At 68.3% G+C, this 19,980-nt stretch carries 17 protein-coding genes; 2 read left to right on the top strand and 15 right to left on the bottom strand.

Annotation, left to right across the window (positions count from 1 at the left end; genetic code table 11):
- Positions 1–11 precede the first annotated feature (11 nt).
- The 15 genes from ftsZ to dinB form a co-directional block, all read right to left on the bottom strand.
- Entirely contained in the window at positions 12–1,202 is a 1,191-nt protein-coding gene (ftsZ, locus tag AB4Y75_RS16185; protein WP_441436905.1) for a cell division protein FtsZ, read from the bottom strand.
- A gap of 168 nt (positions 1,203–1,370) precedes the next feature.
- Positions 1,371–2,132 (bottom strand): cell division protein FtsQ/DivIB, encoded by a 762-nt coding sequence (locus AB4Y75_RS16180; protein ID WP_441436904.1) that lies wholly within the window; start codon positions 2,130–2,132, stop codon positions 1,371–1,373.
- A complete protein-coding gene (gene murC / locus AB4Y75_RS16175) occupies positions 2,125–3,516 on the bottom strand; it encodes a UDP-N-acetylmuramate--L-alanine ligase (RefSeq protein ID WP_441436903.1) in 1,392 nt (463 codons plus the stop codon). The genes AB4Y75_RS16180 and murC overlap by 8 nt, the downstream gene beginning before the upstream one ends.
- A complete protein-coding gene (gene murG, locus AB4Y75_RS16170; RefSeq protein WP_441436902.1) occupies positions 3,513–4,613 on the bottom strand; it encodes an undecaprenyldiphospho-muramoylpentapeptide beta-N-acetylglucosaminyltransferase in 1,101 nt (366 codons plus the stop codon). Before murG ends, murC begins: the two co-directional genes overlap by 4 nt.
- On the bottom strand, positions 4,610–5,947 hold the full coding sequence (gene ftsW / locus AB4Y75_RS16165; protein ID WP_441436901.1) for a putative lipid II flippase FtsW: 1,338 nt from the start codon (positions 5,945–5,947) through the stop codon (positions 4,610–4,612). Before ftsW ends, murG begins: the two co-directional genes overlap by 4 nt.
- 3 nt (positions 5,948–5,950) lie before the next feature.
- Entirely contained in the window at positions 5,951–7,483 is a 1,533-nt protein-coding gene (murD, locus tag AB4Y75_RS16160; protein WP_441436900.1) for a UDP-N-acetylmuramoyl-L-alanine--D-glutamate ligase, read from the bottom strand.
- The gene (gene mraY, locus AB4Y75_RS16155; protein ID WP_441436899.1) at positions 7,480–8,586 is read right to left on the bottom strand and encodes a phospho-N-acetylmuramoyl-pentapeptide-transferase; all 1,107 of its coding nucleotides are present in this window, start codon (positions 8,584–8,586) and stop codon (positions 7,480–7,482) included. Before mraY ends, murD begins: the two co-directional genes overlap by 4 nt.
- A complete protein-coding gene (locus tag AB4Y75_RS16150; RefSeq protein WP_441436898.1) occupies positions 8,583–10,082 on the bottom strand; it encodes a UDP-N-acetylmuramoyl-tripeptide--D-alanyl-D-alanine ligase in 1,500 nt (499 codons plus the stop codon). The genes mraY and AB4Y75_RS16150 overlap by 4 nt, the downstream gene beginning before the upstream one ends.
- A 13-nt stretch (positions 10,083–10,095) precedes the next feature.
- Positions 10,096–11,739 carry a UDP-N-acetylmuramoyl-L-alanyl-D-glutamate--2,6-diaminopimelate ligase gene (locus AB4Y75_RS16145; RefSeq protein WP_441436897.1) on the bottom strand — a complete coding sequence of 548 codons (1,644 nt, stop codon included), beginning with the start codon at positions 11,737–11,739 and terminating at the stop codon, positions 10,096–10,098.
- A 66-nt stretch (positions 11,740–11,805) separates the two neighbouring features.
- Positions 11,806–13,629, bottom strand: a complete 1,824-nt coding sequence (locus AB4Y75_RS16140; protein WP_441436896.1) for a peptidoglycan D,D-transpeptidase FtsI family protein — start codon at positions 13,627–13,629, stop codon at positions 11,806–11,808.
- A 50-nt stretch (positions 13,630–13,679) separates the two neighbouring features.
- A complete protein-coding gene (locus tag AB4Y75_RS16135; RefSeq protein WP_441436895.1) occupies positions 13,680–14,327 on the bottom strand; it encodes a hypothetical protein in 648 nt (215 codons plus the stop codon).
- Entirely contained in the window at positions 14,324–15,313 is a 990-nt protein-coding gene (rsmH, locus tag AB4Y75_RS16130) for a 16S rRNA (cytosine(1402)-N(4))-methyltransferase RsmH (protein ID WP_441436932.1), read from the bottom strand. The genes AB4Y75_RS16135 and rsmH overlap by 4 nt, the downstream gene beginning before the upstream one ends.
- Positions 15,314–15,498: 185 nt before the next feature.
- The gene (gene mraZ / locus AB4Y75_RS16125; protein WP_441436894.1) at positions 15,499–15,930 is read right to left on the bottom strand and encodes a division/cell wall cluster transcriptional repressor MraZ; all 432 of its coding nucleotides are present in this window, start codon (positions 15,928–15,930) and stop codon (positions 15,499–15,501) included.
- 521 nt (positions 15,931–16,451) lie between these two features.
- The gene (locus tag AB4Y75_RS16120) at positions 16,452–16,829 is read right to left on the bottom strand and encodes a DUF3040 domain-containing protein (RefSeq protein ID WP_441436893.1); all 378 of its coding nucleotides are present in this window, start codon (positions 16,827–16,829) and stop codon (positions 16,452–16,454) included.
- Positions 16,830–16,965: 136 nt separating this feature from the next.
- Entirely contained in the window at positions 16,966–18,198 is a 1,233-nt protein-coding gene (gene dinB, locus AB4Y75_RS16115) for a DNA polymerase IV (RefSeq protein ID WP_441436892.1), read from the bottom strand.
- A 180-nt stretch (positions 18,199–18,378) separates the two neighbouring features.
- Between dinB and AB4Y75_RS16110 the strand changes: the two genes are divergently transcribed.
- Both AB4Y75_RS16110 and AB4Y75_RS16105 read left to right on the top strand, forming a co-directional pair.
- On the top strand, positions 18,379–18,867 hold the full coding sequence (locus AB4Y75_RS16110) for a hypothetical protein (protein WP_441436891.1): 489 nt from the start codon (positions 18,379–18,381) through the stop codon (positions 18,865–18,867).
- Positions 18,864–19,976 carry a polyprenyl synthetase family protein gene (locus AB4Y75_RS16105; RefSeq protein WP_441436890.1) on the top strand — a complete coding sequence of 371 codons (1,113 nt, stop codon included), beginning with the start codon at positions 18,864–18,866 and terminating at the stop codon, positions 19,974–19,976. The genes AB4Y75_RS16110 and AB4Y75_RS16105 overlap by 4 nt, the downstream gene beginning before the upstream one ends.
- The last annotated feature ends 4 nt before the right edge of the window (positions 19,977–19,980 follow it).

The following is a 19,980-nucleotide window of genomic DNA, read 5'->3' as shown; positions in this document are numbered from 1 at the left end:
GTCTGTCCGGTCTACTTGAGGAAGTCCGGGACGTCCAGTTCGCCGCCGCTGCTGAGGTCGGGCTCGACGACGGTGGGCAGCTCGGCCTGGAAGTCCGGCTCCTTCACGGGGCTGGAGGAGCGCTGGCCCCACGCGCTGAGTCCGGCGGCCGGGGTGGCCGCGGGTGCGGCTGCTGCGGGACGCTGGGCGGGCTGGGCCGGAGCGGGCTCCTGAGCCGGCACGGCGGGCTTGCTCTCCAGCGACGGCGAGGTGGCCTGGACATCGTCGAAGCCTGCGGCGATGACGGTGACACGGGCCTCGTCACCGAGGGCGTCGTCGATGACGGCGCCGAAGATGATGTTCGCCTCGGGGTGCGCGACCTCCTGCACCAGACGTGCGGCCTCGTTGATCTCGAACAGGCCGAGATCGCTGCCGCCCTGGATGGAGAGGAGGACGCCGTGCGCGCCGTCGATGGACGCTTCGAGCAGCGGCGAGGCGATGGCCAGCTCGGCCGCCTTGACCGCGCGGTCATCACCGCGGGCCGAGCCGATGCCCATGAGGGCCGAGCCGGCGCCCTGCATGACCGACTTCACGTCCGCGAAGTCCAGGTTGATCAGACCCGGGGTCGTGATGAGGTCCGTGATGCCCTGGACGCCGGAGAGCAGCACCTGGTCCGCGGAGCGGAAGGCGTCCAGCACGGAGACGTTCCGGTCGCTGATGGACAGCAGCCGGTCGTTCGGGATCACGATCAGCGTGTCGACCTCGTCGCGCAGCGCGTCGATGCCGTTCTCGGCGCTCGTGGCGCGGCGCTTGCCTTCGAAGGTGAACGGACGGGTGACCACACCGATGGTCAGGGCGCCGAGCGAGCGGGCGATCCGGGCGACGACGGGCGCGCCGCCGGTGCCGGTGCCGCCACCCTCGCCGGCGGTCACGAAGACCATGTCCGCGCCGCGGAGCACCTCTTCGATCTCGTCCGAGTGGTCCTCAGCGGCCTGGCGACCCACCTCGGGGTTGGCGCCGGCGCCGAGGCCACGGGTGAGCTCGCGCCCGACGTCGAGCTTGACGTCGGCGTCACTCATCAGGAGCGCCTGGGCATCGGTGTTGATGGCGATGAATTCCACACCGCGCAGACCAACGTCAATCATCCGGTTGACGGCATTCACGCCACCGCCGCCGATGCCGACGACCTTGATGACGGCCAAGTAATTCTGCGGTGCTGCCACGTTACGTGCCCCTTGGTTAGTTTCTTACGATGTCTGCTCTCAACCCAAACCTTAACCCTCTAGTTGAGGGTTATAGTTATGTCAAGTAACTCTGTCTTTGACGGTATGTGCTGCACTGCCCACAATCAATGACCCCGCCGCGCGTGTCGCCCAAGTCCGCCTGGGAAGTCACTTGGTGACCGGGTGCCGCGGTGCGCTCACATCGAAGGTCCGCACCGGATTCTCGGGATCCTCGGGCATCTTGAGCAGCGCCTGGAGAACCTTCGACTTCAGCTCCATGTCCTCCGCATTGCCCCAGATGACCTTGCGCCCGTCCTTCAGGTTGAGGGTGACGGAATCCACCGAGGAGGCCGTCGCATCGGAGAGCAGCGCCAGCACCGAGGGCGGAAGAGTCCCCAGCACCGAGGTGACCGTGGCGAACACGTCCGCGGACATCTTCTTGTCCGTCCCGTCCACGAGAGGCAGCTTCGCCGCCCCCGGATCCTTGACGGCCGCCAGCGGAGTGCCCTCGGAATCCACCAGGCTGAGCCCGCCGGCCTTCTTGAGCACCGCGACCGGGGCCCGTTCGACGACGTCGACCACGAGCGTGTTCGGCGGGCGGAAATGCATGTCCCAGGACTTGATCTGGACCACGGGCTGCAGGAGCCGCTCCACGTCATCGTGACTGATCTGAGGAAGCGGCTTGCCCTGCAGCGGCTTCAGCTTCTCCTGAACCAGCTGGGCGCCCACGATCTTGGTCCCCCGGACCGACACCTCCTTGAGCGCCAGGACCGGGCTGTACACCGCCACGAGCATGACCAGTGCGACGACGACCACGACGGCCCCCAGCGTGATCAGCAGATTGCGGCGCCGGCGGAGACGCGGCGGTTCCGGGAAGGCGAGGACGTCCGCGACGCCCTCTCCCGGCCCTCCGGTGCGCTGCTCAGCCATCGGCGTCCTTCACGGACAGCGCGTCCAGGATCTGCTCGCCATAGGCGGTCACGTCCCCGGCGCCGACAGTCAGGACGATATCGCCCTCCTGCGCGGTCGCGAGCAGCGCCTCAAGGGCTGGCGCTCCCGGAGCGCTCGGCTCGGTGCCCAGCGGGTCGGTGATCAGCCGGCTCGTGACGCCCTCGATGGGATCCTCGCGGGCCGGGTAGATGTCCAGCACGACGGCGGTGTCGGCCAGGCGCAGGCTGTCCGCGAACTCCTGGGCGAACTCCCGGGTGCGGGAGAAGAGGTGGGGCTGGAAGAGGACATGCAGGCGATGCTCCCCCGCCACGCTGCGCGCGGCGCTGAGTGCCGCCCGGACCTCGGTGGGGTGATGGGCGTAGTCGTCGTAGACCTTCACCCCACGCACCTCACCCTTGAACTCGAAGCGGCGCGCCGCGCCACCGAAGCCCTTCAACGCATCCAGCGCATCCTCGGCGTTGATGCCCAGTTCGAGCGCGACGCCGAGAGCGGCCAGGGCGTTCAGCTGATTGTGACGGCCCGGAACGGCGAGCTCGAGCGGGAACTCCTGCTCCCCCACCCGGACGGAGGGCTGCTGATCCGTGCCGAGCAGGCGCAGTTCGGCACGTTCCGATGCCCCGTACCGCAGGACCCGGGTGCTGCCCCGCGCGGTGACCCGCTCGGCCAGGGCGGCTGCGCCGTCGTCGTCCGCGCAGACCACCAGCAGCCCGTCCGCGGGCAGCAGGGCCGTGAAATCGTCGAACGCCTGGTACACGGCGTCGGCGGTGCCGTAGTGATCGAGGTGGTCCGCCTCCACATTCGTCACGACGGCGATGCGTGGCGCGTAGTTCAGGAAGGAGCCGTCCGACTCATCCGCCTCGGCCACGAAGACGTCATCCGCGCCGCTCGCCGCATTCACCCCGAGCGCCGGAACCGCGGCGCCGATCGCGTAACTGGGATCCAGCCCGATGCCCTTGAGGAGCACGGTGATCATCGACGTCGTGGTCGTCTTGCCGTGCGTGCCGGCCACCGTGACCACCCGGTCCTGGCCCATGAGCGCCGCGAGTGCCTGGGAGCGGTGCAGCACGGGAAGCCCGGCCTCGCGTGCGGCCAGGAGCTCCGGGTTGTCCGCACGGATGGCCGATCCGGCCACCACGGTCCGGGCGCCGCCCAGGTTCTCCGCGGCGTAACCGACGGCGATCCGCGCCCCCTGATCCGCCAGGTCCCGCATCACGGGAAGATCCTTGGCATCCGAGCCGGACACCTCGACACCACGCGCCACCATGATGCGCGCGACGGCGGACATGCCGACGCCGCCGATGCCGATGAAATGCACCGGCTGCTCCACCGGGATGCCCGCATAGGCCAGGTCAGGGGTACTCATACTCGTGCTGCCTCCAGAATCATGTCCGTCACGCGTTCGTCCGCATCGCGGATGCCCTGCTCTCGTGCCACCGCGGACATCGTCCGCAGCGCCTCCGCATCCTGCACGAGCGGAATGACCGTCCGTTCGAGATACAGAGCGTCCAGCTCGGCGTCCTTCACCAGCAGCGCACCGCCCGCCGAGACGAGCCCGGCCGCGTTGAGAGCCTGTTCGCCGTTGCCGATGGGGAGCGGGACGAACACCGCCGGCACTCCGACCGCGGACACTTCGCACACCGTTCCGGCGCCGCTGCGGCACAGCAGCAGATCGGCCGCGGCGTAGACGTTCTCCATGCCGTCCACGTACTCCACCTGGTGGTACCCCTCGGCGGCGAGGGGCGCCCCCGAGGCATCCAGGACGGTCTTCCCCCTGCCGGTGATGTGCAGGGTCTGGATCCCGGCCGCGGCCAGCGCCGGCAGGCTCCGGGAGATGACCGTGTTGATGCTCTGCGCACCGGAGGAACCACCCGTCACGATCAAGGCGGGGCGGTCCTGTTCCAGGCCGAGCGCTTCACGGGCGGCAGGGCGTGCCGATGACCGGTCCAGCTCGGCGATCCGGCGGCGCATCGGCATGCCGACGTGCCGCGAGCCCTTGAGCCGGGTCTCGGCGAAGGCGGTTCCCGTGGATGCGGCGGACATCGCACCCACGCGGTTCGCCAGGCCCGGGCGCACATTGGCCTCATGGACCACCACGGGAACGCCCAGCTGACGCGCGGCCAGGTACATCGGGGTGCAGACATAGCCGCCGACGCCGAAGAGCACGTCCGCCTCCGCCTCACGCAGGATGGCGCGCGCCTGCTTCACCGCGCCGAGCAGGCGCCCGGGGAGCCGCAACATGTCGAGGGAAGGCCTGCGGGGCAACGGCACACGGTCGATGGTCCTGAGCTCGTAGCCCGCCTCCGGGACGAGCCGGGTCTCCATGCCGCTCGCCGTTCCGACCGCCACCACCCGGGCCTCCGGGTGACGGGCTTTCAGAGCGTCCGCCACGGCGAGCATGGGGCTGATGTGCCCCGTGGTGCCGCCGCCGGCGATGACCACTGACAAAGACGGGCTGTTCACGATCGGGAGACTCTTTCCTGTGTGCGGGACGCGCGTGGCGTGGTGGGCTTCTTGCTGGTGCGGGCCCCGGGCTTCCCGGGACGGGACGGCAGGCGGAGGCCCTTCGCGCCCTTGACCCCCTTGCCGGAACCGCCTCCGGAAGCGGCACGGGACGGATCGGAATCGCGGGCCAGGGACAGGACCACTCCGATCGCGATCAGGGTCATCAGCAGGGCCGAACCACCATAGGAGATCAACGGGAGGGGCACACCGATCACCGGCAGCAGACCGGTGACCATGGCCATGTTCACGGTCGCCTGTCCCAGGATCCAGACCATGATGGAGCCACCGAGCACACGGTGGAACAGCTGTTCCTGGCGGATCACCACGCGGTAGATGTTGATGCCCAGAACGGCGAAGAGGACTAGCACCACGATCGCGCCGACCAGACCCAGTTCCTCGCCGATGATGGCGAAGATGAAGTCGTTGTGTGCCTCCGGGATCCAGGAGTACTTCTGACGGCTCTGACCGAGGCCGGTGCCCAGCAGGCCGCCGGAGGCCAGACCGTAGAGGCCGCCGGTGCTCTGGTACGCGGAGTCGTAGTCGTCGCTGCAGGCCTGGCCCGTGACCCAGGTGGTGACACGGCACATGCGGTTGCCGCTGGTCAGGGCGGCCATGCCGGCGAGGCCGATCAGGAGCAGCCCGAAGCCGCCGAGGATCCGGTAGTTCACCCCGGCGAAGAACAGGGCTGAGAAGAGGATGGACATGAGGATCAGCGCGGTGCCCAGGTCATGCTGGACCATCACGATGCCCACGATGACCCCACCGAAGATCACCGCCGGGATGTACACGTGTTTCCACTGATCCAGCAGCTTCTCCTTGCGGAAGAGCACGTGGGCCAGCCACACGGCCATGGCGAGCTTGGCCGCCTCCGACGGCTGCAGGGAGAATCCGCCGACGTTGATCCAGTTCAGGTTGCCGTTCACCTTCGTGCCGATCACGAAGAGCGCCAGCAGGAGGGCGACGGCCAGGAAGTACGCCGGCCACGCGATCCGGTGCCAGAACCGCACGTTGCTGCGCGAGATCAGCATCATCACCACGAAACCGAGCACCGCCACGACGCCCTGCTTGAGGCCGTTCGCGTAGGGCGACTCCCCCGCCGCGATCGACTCCACACTGGATGCCGAGACCACCATCAGGACGCCGATGGCCGTCAGTGCGACGGTCGATCCGAGGATCAGGTAGTACGCCGAATTGCCGGCGGCGCCGCGCCCTTCGATCCGGCGGAACAGGGAGTCCAGACCGTTCCGTAGACGGGGCCACCACCCACTGGCTTGCTGAGGCGTGTTCTGCACGGCCTACTCCTCGGTTTCGCCCGCCTGACCGAGAACGACGTCGCGGACCGCGTCGATGAAGGCCTGGCCGCGGTGGGCATAGGAAACGAATTGGTCCATGGATGCGGCGGCAGGCGCCAGAAGTACGGTGTCCCCCGAGGCCGCCTGGCCCCGCGCCATCGTGACGGCACGGCGCATGGCTGAGTCGCCGTCGTCGGCCGAGCCCTGGTCCAGGGTGTCCAGCACCGGGGTGTCCGGGGTCTGCCGTGCGAGGGCTTCGCGCAGTTCACGGCTTTCGGCGCCGATCAGCACCACGGCCTTGAGCCGGTCGCGATGGGCCAGCACGAGCTCGTCGTACTGGACCCCCTTGGCCAGACCGCCGGCGATCCAGATGACGTTCTTGAAGGAGGAGAGCGCGGCGTCGGCGGCGTGCGGATTGGTCGCCTTGGAATCATTGATCCAGAGGATCCCGTCCTGCTTGGCCACGGCCTGAATGCGGTGGCTGCCCGGCAGGTAGTCCTGCAGTCCCTTGCGCACCGCTTCTGGCGAGACACCGGCCGCACGGGCCAGCGCGGCCGCCGCCAGGGCGTTGGCCACCATGTGCCGGGGGGCCACAGGACCCAGATCGGCCAGCGAGGCCAGTTCCTGGGCAGAGCTGCGGCGCTCCTCGATGAACGCGCGGTCCACCAGGAGGTCCTCCACCACGCCGACCATGCTGAGACCCGGCGACCCGGTGGTGAAGGCGATCGCGCGGCATCCCTCGACCACGTCGGCGTCCTCGACCATCGATTCGGTCTCCCGCTGTTCGGCGTTGTAGACCGCTGCCACCTTCGTGTTGCGGTAGATCTTGGCCTTGTCGGCCAGGTAGGAATCGTAGGAGCCGTGCCAGTCCACGTGGTCTTCCGCCACGTTCAGGCAGACGCTCGCCAGCGGTGAGAGCGACTCGCTCCAGTGCAGCTGGAAGCTGGAGAGCTCGACGGCGAACACGTCGTACTCCACCGGGTCACGCAAGGCGTCCAGCACCGGCGTCCCCACGTTGCCCACTGCGATGGCTTTGAGCCCCGCGGCCTGGAGGATCGACTCGGTCATGCCCACCGTGGTCGTCTTGCCGTTCGTCCCGGTGATGGCGAGCCATTCCGGGGTCTTCCGGCCTTCACGCACCGAGACGCGCCAGGCCAGTTCGATGTCGCCCCACACCGCCACGTGACGGCGTGCGGCTTCGGCCAGAAGTGACTGATCGGGCCGCCAGCCGGGCGAGGTCACGACGAGTTCGGCGGGCTCACCGTTGACGAGCGGCAGGTGCTCCACGGCGTCCGGGCCGAGCAGCACGTCCGCCGCGCCGACGATCTTGAGCGTATCCGCCTGGGCGCGCGCGGTGTCCGAGGTGGCCGAATCGACCACCACCACCTGAGCCCCGAGTTCGATGAGCGTGTCGGCGGCCGCGAAACCGGAGACCCCGATGCCGGTCACGACCACGCGCAGCCCGGACCAGTCGGCATCCCAGGAACGCAGCGAATCGAGCCGCTCGGCCAAGGCTTCCCGCTGTGCGGCGGTCACGGGGCACTCAGCCAATCCGCGTAGAACACGCACAGGCCCAGGCCCACGAAGAGCCCGGCAAGGATCCAGAACCGGACCACCACGGTGGTCTCCTGCCAGCCCTTGAGTTCGAAGTGGTGCTGCAACGGGGCCATCTTGAAGATGCGCTTACCGCCGCTGAGCTTGAAGTAGCCCACCTGGAGGATGACCGAGAGGGAGATGATCACGAACAGGCCGCCGATCAGGGCCAGCAGCAGTTCGGTGCGCGTGAGGATGGCGAAGCCTGCGACGGCGGCGCCGATCGCGAGGGAGCCGGTGTCGCCCATGAAGATCTTGGCGGGCTTGGTGTTCCACCAGAGGAAGCCCACCAGGGCGGCGCTCATGATGGCGGCCAGGATGCTCAGATCCAGCGGGTCACGCACCTCGTAGCAGGGCACGCCGGGATCGATCACCGGGCAGGCGTACTTGCGCTGCCAGATGCCGATGAGGATGTACGCGCCGAACACCATGATCGCGGCGCCGGACGCCAGGCCGTCGAGCCCATCCGTGAGGTTCACACCGTTGGACGCGGCGGTGACCAGGAAGTTGGACCAGATCACGAACAGCACCGCGCCCACCACAGTCCCGCCGAACGCGAGGTTCAGCCACGGGATGTCCCGCACCAGGGAGATGTTGTAGGACGCGGGGGTCAGGCCGTTCTCATCCGGGAACGCGAGGGCGAGCAGCGCGAAGCTGATGCCCACCACGCCCTGCAGGAGGAGCTTGCCCTTGGCGGTCAAACCCAGGCTCTGCTGCTTGGAGATCTTCTTGAAGTCATCCAAGAAGCCCACCAGGCCCATGCCCACCGTCAGGCCGAGCAGGAGCAGGCCGGAGGCGGACGGTCCACTGGTGTGGGGGTTCATCAGCCACATCAGGAGATGGGTGAGGAAGTAGGCGACCACCACGGAACAGACCCACACGGCGCCGCCCATGGTGGGAGTGCCGCGTTTGGTGTGATGGGAGGTGGGTCCATCGTCGCGGATGATCTGGCCGTAGCCGCGCTTCACAAGGAGGCGGATGAAGGCCGGAGTCCCCACCAGGGAGAACAGCAGCGCCATTCCAGCGCCGGTCAACAGTGCAATCACAGCTGTTCGCTCCCTTCCCCGCCGAGCGTCGGTCCATGCGTCGAGGAGGACGCGGGCGCAGCGGAAGTCGCCTGTCCCCGTAATGCTATCCGATCACCCAGATGCCTCAGGCCAACGCCATTCGATGATTTGAAGAGGACCAGATCACCCGGGAGCAACTGCTCCTCCAGGATCTCCGCGGCCTCGTCCAGGTCCGCGGCGAAGAGCGCCTCGCTCCCCCACGAACCCTCGTTGATGGCCGAGATGTAGAGGGCTCGCGCCTCCTGGCCCACCACCAGCAGCTGGTCGATGTTCAGGCGCACCACCTGCGTGCCGACCGCCGTGTGCTCGCGGATGGAGTCCTCGCCGAGTTCAAGCATGGCGCCCAGCACGGCCCAGGTCCGGCGCTCCCGGCCCAGCTGGGCCAGCGTCTTGAGGGCGGCCCGCATCGATTCGGGATTGGCGTTGTACGCGTCATTGATGACCGTGACACCGTCGGGACGTTCGGTGCGCTCCATACGCCAGCGGCTCGAGGCCTTCTGGGCGCTCAGGGAAGCGGCGATGTCCTCGGGACGGACTCCCAGGGCATAGGCGGCGGCCGCTGCGGCCAGGAGATTGTTCACGTGGTGCAGGCCGATCAGGCGGGAGGCCACGGGGTGCGAGGAGCCGTCCGGGAAGTGCGCGTCGAAGACCGGCTGACCGGCCTCGTCCAGCGTGAGGTTCTCCGCTCGCACGCCGGCGTCCGCCGAGCCGTCCGCGCTGAAGCCCAGGACGGGCGCGACGGCGCGCTCCCGCATGGCGGCCACGCGGTGGTCGTCGAGGTTCAGGATGACGGTGCCGTCGGCCGGGATGGCCTCGGCGAGCTCACCCTTGGCGATGGCGATGTTCTCCACGCCGCCGAATTCGCCGGCGTGGGCGGTGCCGACGCACAAGACCACGCCGACCTCCGGGCGGACCATGCCGCACAGGTATTCAATGTGGCCGATGCCCGTGGCGCCCATCTCGATCACCAGGTACCGGGTGTCGGCGGTGGCCTGGAAGACGGTCAGCGGGACGCCCACCTCGCCGTTGTAGGAACCCTGCGGCGCCACGGTGGGGCCCTGCCCTGCCAGGATGCCGGCCAGGAGGTCCTTGGTGGTGGTCTTGCCTGCGGAGCCGGTGATGCCGACCACCGAGAACGCGTCTCCCCGCTGCGCGCGCGTCTCGCGGATGCGCTCGACGGCGGCCGCGGCCAGTGCGCCCATGGCGAGCACGGCGTCCGGGACGATCACGCTCGGGTAGGGCAGGCCGTCGTCGTCCGTCACGAGGCGTTCGGCGAGCGTCAGCACGGCGCCCGCGGCGAACGCGGAGGCGATGAAGTCATGTCCATCGGCCTGCTCTCCGGCCTTCGCCACGTACAGCGAACCGGGGCCCGCCTCCCGAGAGTCGGTGACGACGGATGCCGGTGTCAGATGGGGATTGGCGGCCAGTTCGCCGCCCGTGATCTGGGCGATTTCAGCCGCTGTGAAGTCAATCATCTCGTGTAGGAGCCTAGTCGTTCGTCGTCGAATCATGGAATCCACGCGCCGCCAGAGCGGCCCGGAGTTCCTCCCGGTCATCGAGCGCGATATTCACGCCCTTGACCTCCTGCCAGACCTCGTGGCCCCGTCCCGCCACCAGGATCGTGTCCTGAGGACCTGCGAGCTTCACGGCACGGCGGATGGCCTCATCCCGGGGGAAGGACTCCTCCACCAGGACCTCGGGACGCTCCTGATCCCGGGCCTGGAACGCACCGGCGATGACCTCGGCGCGGATGCCGGCCGGGTCTTCGTCGTGGGGATCATCATCGGTGACGATGACGACGTCCGCGCCGCGCACTGCGGTGGCGCCCATGATGGGTCGCTTGCCGGCGTCGCGCTCACCCGTCGCGCCGAAGACGACGATCACCTTGCCCGTGCCGTCGGGCGAGCGGACCGCCTGCAGGGCGCGCTCGAGAGCGTCCGGATTGTGGGCGAAGTCGACGATCGCGCGAGGCTCCGTCGCCACCACCTGCATCCGGCCCGGGACCTGCACGGTGAGAGGGTCGCCGCCCGCGAGCACTCCGGCCATCTCCTCCACGGAGACTCCGGAGGTCAGCACCATCACGATCGCCAGCGCGGCGTTGGCCACGTTGAAACCGCCGGGCAACGGGACCCGGGCCTGGAGCACGGCCCCGTCCGGCCCGTGCAGGGCGAACTCCGAGCCCAGCGCGCCGTGGCTGACGACGTCCCGCACGCTCCACTCGGCATCGGTGGCGTCCGTGGCGACATCGGGGCTGACGGCGAGGCGCGTCACGGGGATGCGGCTCGCGTCGGCGAAGCGCCGGCCCCAGTCGTCATCCACGATCACCACACCGGCGGAAGCGTGTTCGGGGGTGAAGAGCAGGCCCTTGGTGGCGAAGTACTCCTCCATGCTGCCGTGCAGGTCCAGATGGTCCTGGGTCAGGTTGGTGAACCCCACCACGTCGAAGAGCACGCCATCCACCCGATGGAACTGCAGAGCGTGGGAGGACACCTCCATGGTCACCGCGCCGAGGCCGTGCTGCCGCATGCGCGCCATGAGCGCCTGCACATCACTGGATTCGGGCGTGGTCAGCACGCTCGGGATCGCCTCGTCACCCGCGAGGATCTCGATGGTCCCGATCAGCCCGGGCAGAACGCCGAGGCCTCGCAGCAGCGCGTTGACGAAGTAGCTCGTGGTCGTCTTGCCGTTCGTGCCGGTGACACCGAAGCGCCGCAGGCCGTCCTCCGGCCCGTTCCCGTAGATCGTGGCGGCCAGCTGCCCGACGACGGCGCGCGGCTCAGGATGGATCAGCACCGGAACGCTCTCGATCCCGCTGTCCCAGGCGAGCAGGCGGGCGCCCTCCTGGTCTGTGAGCACGGCGACGGCGCCGTCCGCGACGGCCTGCGCCGAGAAATCAGCGCCATGCCGATGCGCGCCCGGAAGGGCGACGTACAGATCGCCGGGCAGGATGCTCCGCGAGTCGTTGGTGATCCCGGAGACCACCACGTCCGCCTGCAGCCCGGCGTCCAGGCCGAGGCTCTCCGCCAGCCGCCCCAGCGCTACGGCAGGGGGCGTCTGCGGCCGGAAGACCCGGGCCTTGCGTTCCTGCCCGGCACCGGACGGGTCCGCGGGGTTGGCTTCATGCTCTGACACGTATCTGCTCCAAAAGATCTGCTGCGGTGGGTCCGGTTCGAGCCGGAGGTCCGGAAAAGGTCGGGGTCACTTGCCGTTGCCGGAGGAGCCTCCGGGACCGTACTGGTCCATGTGCACGGGCTTGCCGGTCGACGGCGGGACATTGTTCGTGCGGAGCGTCTGGCTCATGACCGAGCGGAAGATGTCGGCGCCGTCGATGCCGAAGATCTTGTCCTTCGGACGCTGCACGAGGACTTCCACGATGTACTGGGGATTGTCCATGGGAGCCATGCCGACGATCGACGCGGTGTACCCGCAGAAGCCCGGCCGGCCATTATCACAGGGCGATTCGGAGGTGCCGGTCTTGGCGCCCACGCGGTACCCGGGGATGGCCGCGTCCTTCCACTCACCTTCCGTGGTGACGCTCTCGAGCATGTCCCGTGTCTGCTTCGCCGTGGACTTGGAGATCACCTGGCGGGAGGGACCCATGGGGGCCTTCTCCTCCGTGCCGTCCTCGTTGATGTAGCCGTCGATGAGGCGCGGCTCCAGCATGACGCCGTCGTTGGCGATGCTCTGATACGCCATGACCGTCTGCAGCACCGACTGGGAGACGCCCTGGCCGAACAGGACGGTGAACTCCTGGCGGCCGTCCCACTTGTCCGGAGTGCTCAGGATGCCGCCGGCCACGCCGGGCAGTGGCAGGTTGGGCGCCTGGCCGATGCCGAAGCGGCGGAGCCAGTCGTAACGCTGCTGCTTGTCCAGGCGCTGACCGACCATGACGGTGCCGGTGTTCAGCGACCAGCCGAGGATGCCAGCCAGGGTCCGGTTGAAGGTCTCGTGACCGAAGGAGTCCTCGAACGTCTGACCGTTCACCGTGTAGCTTCCGGGAATGGAGAACTGCTCCATCGGCTTGGACTTGCCCTCTTCGATCAGCGCAGCCGCCACAAGGGGCTTCTCCACCGAACCGGGCTCGAGCGCGGCCGTGACCGACCGGACGCCGCGGTCCTCGGGCGCCACACCACCGGGGTTGTTCGGATCCGGGGTGTTGGTGTCCGCCATGGCCACGATCTTGCCGGTCTTCACTTCCTGCACCACGACGCTGCCCCATTCGGCGCCGAGATTGTTGACCTGGGTCTGGATGACCTGCTGGGCGTAGTACTGCAGATCGCTGTCGAGGGTCAGTTTGACCGTCTTGCCGTTCTTGGCCGGGGTGATGTGATCCGGCGCCACGGGGATCACCAGTCCGTCGGCGCCCATTTCGAAGCTGCGGGAACCGGGGGTGCCCGTCAGCACCGAGTTCTGGGTCTGCTCGATCCCGGCGATGCCGTCCTTGCCGTCCTTGAGGAAACCGATGATCCCGCCGGCCACGGCCCCGTTCGGGTAGACGCGCTGGCTGGTGCCCTGGGTGACGATGCCGGGCACGGAGAGTGCCAGGATCGCGTCAGCGGTCTCGGGCTTCACACCCTTGGCGAGGAGCTTGTACCGGCTCGTTCCGGTGGCGGCCTTCTTGACGTCCTCGAAGTCCAGCTTCAGCAGTCCGGCGAGATCCCGGAGACCCTGGTCGCGGCTGATCTTGATGACCTTCTTGGGGTCCTTGGGATCGGTGCGCCAGTAGCTGTCCGTGCCGGTGTTCTGCTGGGGGTCGATCACCACGTCGTAACGGATGATCGAATTCGCCAGCACGGTGCCCTTGGAGTCGACGATCGCGCCGCGCTGGGCGGGCAGTTCGATGGTCCGGGACCGCTTGGCCTGGGCCGCCTCCGCCAGGCCTCCGACGTCGAAGCCCTGGATGAGGACGAGCTGCCCTCCCACCACGAGCAGGAGGGTCAGCATGATGCCCAGGCCGATGCGGAGCCGGAGCTGAACACGCCGCGCGGTCCCCCGCTGTTTCGTCTTGCCTGTCCTCACCACGACTCGCCCTCTCACTGCCTACCGGTGAGGTAGGTCTTGTCCTCTGTCGATCAGTTGCCGGGGGTCCGCTGCGCAGGCGCAGGAACCGTTCCCCCGTTCAATTGAACCTTAGGAACCTGAGGAACCACCGGAGCCTGCGCCGTGGTCTTGCTCTCGGCAGGCTTCTTCTGGGTGGTCTCCGTGGTGGGCTGGTCGCCGGTCGCGGAGGGCACGACGGTCAGCTGTCCCGCGATGGCGGGCGCTGCGATGATGGCGGACTTGGCCTTCGCGTCCTTGGTGGCCGCGACGGCCTTGCCGCTGACGGCCGAACGGTCCAGGTCGATCTGCCCCTGGCCCGCGGACGGGACCATGCCCATCGCCGTGGCCTTCGCCGCCAGGTTCTGAGGCGCGTTGAAGTTCTGGACCTCCTGGGAGAGCTCCTGGTTCTTCTTGGTCAGCGACGACTGCTGCGCCTTGAGCGCCACCATGTCGTACTGGCCCTGGGAAAGCTGGATGTTGAGCAGCAGGACACCCACCAGCGCTGCCGCGAGCACCGCGAAGCAGGACGCCACGAACAGGACCGACTTCCGCCGGGGCGCCGAGGGCACGACGACGAGCGGCGTCCGCTTCCGGGGCGTCTCCTGCGGTGCCGGGGTGGCGAGCTTCCGGGCCGTGTTGCCGACGGTCCGGAGGGCCGGGCGGGTGGTGACGCTGCTCATGCCGTCCTCCTGTCCTTGATGCGTTCGGCCGCGCGAAGGCGGGCCGAGGCCGCACGGGGGTTTTCCGCGATCTCTGCTTCGGTGGGCTGTTCGGTGCCCTTGGTGATGGTTTTGAGTTCCGGCTTGTGCTGCTCGAGTTCCACGGGGAATCCATGCGGCGCCGAGGAGGTGGAGCGGGACTGGAAGGTCCGCTTGACGATCTTGTCCTCCAGCGAGTGGTACGACATCACGACGACGCGCCCTCCGAGTGCGATGGCGTCCACCGCGGCCGGGACGGCTCGTTCGAGAACGTCCAGTTCCTCGTTCACCTCGATGCGCAACGCCTGGAAGGTGCGCTTGGCGGGGTGCCCGCTGGTGCGCGCCGCGGCGGCCGGCACCACGGCCCGGATGGCCTCGACCAGTTCCCCGGTGGTGGTGAACGGATGGTCCGCCCGGCGGGTGACGATGCTGCGGGCGATCCTGCCCGCGAACTTCTCCTCACCCCAGGTGCGGATCAGCCGGACGAGATCCTGCTCGTCGTAGTCATTGACCACGTCGGCGGCGGTCTGTCCACGGCTGGTGTCCATCCGCATGTCCAGCGGCGCGTCATAGGAGTAGGCGAAACCGCGTCCCCGCTCATCGAGCTGCAGCGAGGAGACGCCCAGGTCCATGAGCACGCCGTGGACTTCCGGGACGCCGAGTTCGTCGAGAACCTCGGGGATCTCGTCGTAGACGGCGTGCACCAGGCTCGTGCGGTCTTTGAAAGGGCTGAGCCTTTCGCCGGCCAGCGCCAGGGCCTCCTCATCACGGTCGATGCCGATCAGGTGGAGGTCCTCATGGCGCTGGAGCAGCGCTTCGGAATGGCCTCCCATTCCCAGGGTGGCGTCGATGACGACGGGACGCTCCCCGCGTCCACGTGCGGCATCGAAGCCGGGGGCCAGCAGCATGAGGCAACGTTCTTTGAGGACAGGGATGTGACGTTCGGAGGTGGGCCTTGACCCGCTCATCTCCGCCATGTGCTCTCCTGCCGTGGTGGTGTCGCCTACGTTCCTGCCTGCCGTGCGCCGCGCTTCCTGTGACGTGATCCCCATCCGCGCCGCGGGTCGGTCCGCCTGGCTCCGGGGAAGGTGAGCCAGGATGACCAGCCTTGGGCGGCTGGAGATCACGTCCAGGAAACGACCTGGAATCTTCGTCAGAAGATCCCGGGGATCGCGTCTTCGTCCGTGTCGGAGAAGGAATTCTCCTGCTCCTCGAGGTACTGGTTCCAGGCCTGGGCGTCCCAGATCTCGGCCCGGGTGCCTGCGCCGATCACGGCCAGCTCCCGTCCCAGACCCGCGTACTCCCGGAGCGCCGACGGAATCGTCACGCGCCCCTGCTTGTCAGGCACCTCGTCAGAGGCCCCAGACAGAAAGACACGCATGTAATCGCGGGCTTGGCGGCTGGACAGTGGAGCCTGCCGCATCTGCTCGTGAATACGTTCGAATTCCTTCTGGCTGAAGACGTAGATGCAGCGCTCCTGGCCCCGAGTCAGAACCAGCCCGTTGGCCAGTTCGTCGCGGAATTTGGCCGGCAGGATGATGCGGCCTTTTTCGTCCAGACGCGGCGAGTGAGTGCCAAGGAACACTGCTCACCGCCGATCCGTCGAAAGCTGCCGTACTACCCCAAGTGCCGCCACTACCCTCTTACTGCCTCCACTGTACTCCACTTCCAACCACGGTCAAGGTCAAAACACGTTTCCTCCAGCGTGTTGCGTTTCGAAAATCCGCGCCAGCACTGGGATCCAGGGGCGTGGTGGGAAGTGGAGGGAAAATCAGGCCGCCGAGGGCCCGGGAGTGCCGCGAGTCGACCGGAATGCCGCCGCACCCCCGGAAAACGCCTCAGAACGCGGCGTGTGGAGGGAAAGGGAGGAGTCGGTGGAGCGAAGTGGTGGGCCTCCAGGACGGGCCGGGAACAACGACGGCGGGCGCCCGGGAGCGGAGTGGAGGGCACCGGGTGGCACGCCCTCGCGCCAGGCACTCCGGACACGAAAAAAGCCCGCCGAAGCGGGCTCCCGAAAAGCGGTGCCCCGCCGTCGTCGGGCGCGGTCAAACGCGCCGGAGTGACAGGGCGATGCCGCCTGACGGAGGTTCCGTCAGGCGGTGAGGATCAGGGCTCTTCGCGGCGGCGCTGCTCCCAGCGCTGCTCCAGGTCCTCCATGAAACCCGACCGCGGGCGGGATGGCCGCGCGCCGGTATCGCCACGGCCGGCGGTGGAGCTGTAACCCCGGCTCTTGCTGGTGGCGAAATAGACGCCTCCGCCCATGACCAGGAAGCCGAGCACTCCCACCACGATGTTCTGGAGCGTGACCCCGAGCAGGAGGACCAGGATGCCCGCCACGACGGCGAACGCGCCGATCACCAGCCGCTTGGTGGACCACCGGTGAGCGGCGCCCTGTTCCATCTGGCTGGCGAATTTGGGATCGTCTTCATGCAGCTGGCGCTCCAGTTGCTCCAGCAGCCTCTGTTCATGCTCCGAGAGCGGCATGACGACCTCCTCATCTCCGGGCGCCAATCGGCTTGAATCATGGTGCCACTGACTAGTGCAACGGACTCCTCCGCGGGGAAGTTCCCCGTACTACAATTTTAGGCCCCAGGACGCCTGGGTGAAAGTGGAGTTCGCCTCATCCTGCCCTTTCAGGAGGACTTTCGGCACCCGGCCGCCCCCGGTTCCCGGACCCCAGCAGACGGGCAGGGGTCAGACCGGAGCTTCCGAACTTGTCCCGCACCTCGTCCAGGCTCTTTTCCACCTTCCGCCAATTGTCGTCCTGCCGGTCGAAACTCAGCTGCACGGCCCCAGCACCCGGCTCCAGATGGTCGGCTCGCACGCCGATCAGCCGGATCGCCTGCGGCAGAGGGCCCACGGCGTCCAGCAGCATGCGGGACAGGTCGTACAGTTTGGCCCCGGAGTCCGTGGGATAGTCCAGGCGCCGGCTCCGGGTGATGGTGCTGAAGTCCGCATAGCGCAGCTTCAGCGCCACACCGCCCGCGGAGAGTTCACCGGACCGCAGCCGCCGCGCCACGCGGTGGGACAAGGAGAGCAGCGCACGGTGCAGGGCCGCCGTGTCCCGCGTGTCCTCGGCGAACGTGGTCTCCGCGCTCATGCTCTTGTCCACTCTCTCCGGGGTCACGGGACGCGAATCCCTCCCCCAGGCCAGGGCGTGGATGTGCTCACCCATGGCGCCGAAGGCCTTCCGCAGCACGGGAAGCGGCGTGGCGGCCACGTCCGCCACCGTGCTCAGGCCGAGCCGGGCGAGCTGCTGTTCGGACTTGCCGCCCACTCCCCACAGGGCCTTCACCGGCAAGGCGTGCAGGTACTCCAGCTGTCTCTCAGGCTCGATCACCAGCAGTCCGTCCGGCTTCGACCGGGTGGAGGCGATCTTGGCCAGGAATTTGGTGCCGGCGATCCCGACCGAGGCGGACACCCCCAGCTCCCTGCGGACGCGCTGCCGGATGTCCTGCGCGATCTCCACGGGTGATCCCACCCGGCGGAGCGCTCCGGACACGTCGAGGAACGCCTCATCCACGCTCAGCTGCTCCACCGCATCCGTGTAGGAACGGAACAGCTCCATCAGGCGAGCCGACACCTCGTAATAGAGCTCGTGCCGGGGAGGGACGATCACGGCTTGCGGGCACCGGGCGTAGGCCTGGGACATGGGCATGGCCGACCGCACCCCGAAGGCCCGCGCCTCATAGGAGGCGGAGAGCACCACCGACCGGTCGGCGGGGAATCCGACGATCACCGGGCGCCCGAGGAGCGCAGGATTCTCGCGCTGCTCCACCGAGACGAAGAACGCATCCATGTCCACGTGGAGGATGCTGCATCTCCTCCACCTCTCCAGCTCGTGCGCCTCCATACCCACCATGCTAGCCAGAGCCACCGACACCGCCACCGGCACTCGGCCTCCACCATCACGGACCCGGCATGGACCTCCACGTCAGGGCCTCTAAAATGGAAGTGCCCCCGCCGCCATCGAGGCCCGGCCGGGCCCTGCCGCCGCCCCCGCCGCAGGATCGATCCACCGGAGGAGTTCTGATTGGTCAAGCATCCGACAGCGCGGCGACGCGCCGGTCTCGCCGTGGCTCTGTGTGTGGGGATCGGCCTCACCGCCTGCACCCCGGAGGCGGGAAGTCCCGTCTCCGCAGCCTCCCCGACGCCGGCCTCCTCCACCACGCAGTCCGCTCCCACACCGGCCTCACTGCCGTCCAGCTTCCCGACGGGCCTCATCCCCGCCATGCCGAAGGTCACCCAGGCGTCCGGAACGGTGAGCCCGCGCGGCGACGTCACCGACGTCGCCTACACCGGCACCGTGCCGGTGGCTCCGACCGCCGTGGACACCTATTACACCGCGCACTTCCGGAAGCTCGGCTTCACCTCTTCCACGGCGACGACCGTGGACGGCGTCCTCAATAAGACGTTCGTCCGCCACAACGGGGAAGAGACCATCAGCCTGAATGCCGCGCCGGTCTCCGGCAGGAGCACTCTGACCATCGGAGCCACCGTGAGGACGGCCAACGCGAAATGACCACTGAATCGCAGCCGGAACTGAACGCGGACGCAGCCTCCGAGCAGACCCTTTTCGTCACCGCGGTGAACCGTCGCCTGGACGATTTCCTCGACCGCCAGCGCCATCTGGTTTCAGGCATCTCCGAGGACGTCGCGCCCCTGCTGGAGTCGATCCGCACCCTGGTGAGCGGTGGCAAGCGGATGCGGGCCCTGCTGGCGTACTGGGGATTCCGTGCGGCCGGCGGTGCGGCTCAGGCGGAGGAGGCGGTGCAGGCGGGTGTGGCGCTGGAGCTGTTCCAGGGGGCCGCCTTGATCCATGACGACATCATCGACCGCTCGGCCACCCGACGGGGCCGCCCGAGTGTCCATCAGTCGTTCGCCGATCTCCACCAGCAAGCCGGCTGGATGCTGGATCCGGAACGCTTCGGTCATGCGGCGGGCATCCTCACGGGCGACCTCTGCCTGTCCTTCAGCGAGGAGGCCTTCGCGGAGATCGGGCCGGCCACCACCGCCGGGACCGTGGCGCGCGGCATCTTCAACCGCATGCGTGCCGAGGTCATGGCGGGTCAGTACCTCGACATCCTGGAAGAGGTGGCGGGGCCGCAGCGCACCGTGGAGGGCGCCGTCGAACGGGCCCGCACGGTGATCCGCTTCAAGTCGGCCAAGTACTCGACCGAGCATCCCCTGGCGCTCGGCGGCGCGATCGCCGGGGCGCCTCAGGAACTGCTGGAAGGCTTCTCACGCTTCTCGCTGCCGCTGGGCGAGGCGTTCCAGCTGCGGGACGACGTGCTCGGCGTCTTCGGAGATCCGCTCACCACCGGCAAGCCGGCGGGCGATGACCTGCGCGAAGGCAAGCGCACCCTGCTGGTCGCCTTCATGCGCGAACTGGGCTCTCCCGAGCAGGTCGCCTCGCTGGAGGCGGTCCTCGGCCATGCGGACCTGACGGACGACGACGTGGCCCGGGTCCGTGCGGACATGACGGCGTGCGGTGCGCTCGGCGCCGTCGAATCGGAGATCGCCTCGCTCAGCACCGCGAGCTTCACAGCACTCGAGGAGCTCGCCATTCCGGCCTTGCCGCGCCAGGCGCTGCGTTCCCTGGCCGAGTCGGCGGTGCAGCGCACGTCCTGAAGGT

Origin of the sequence: Arthrobacter sp. RAF14 (assembly GCF_052114185.1) — a bacterium.
Classification (GTDB): Bacteria; Actinomycetota; Actinomycetes; order Actinomycetales; family Micrococcaceae; genus Arthrobacter_E.
Note: the sequence above shows the minus strand (reverse complement) of the source record. Positions and strands in the feature narration are given on the sequence as shown.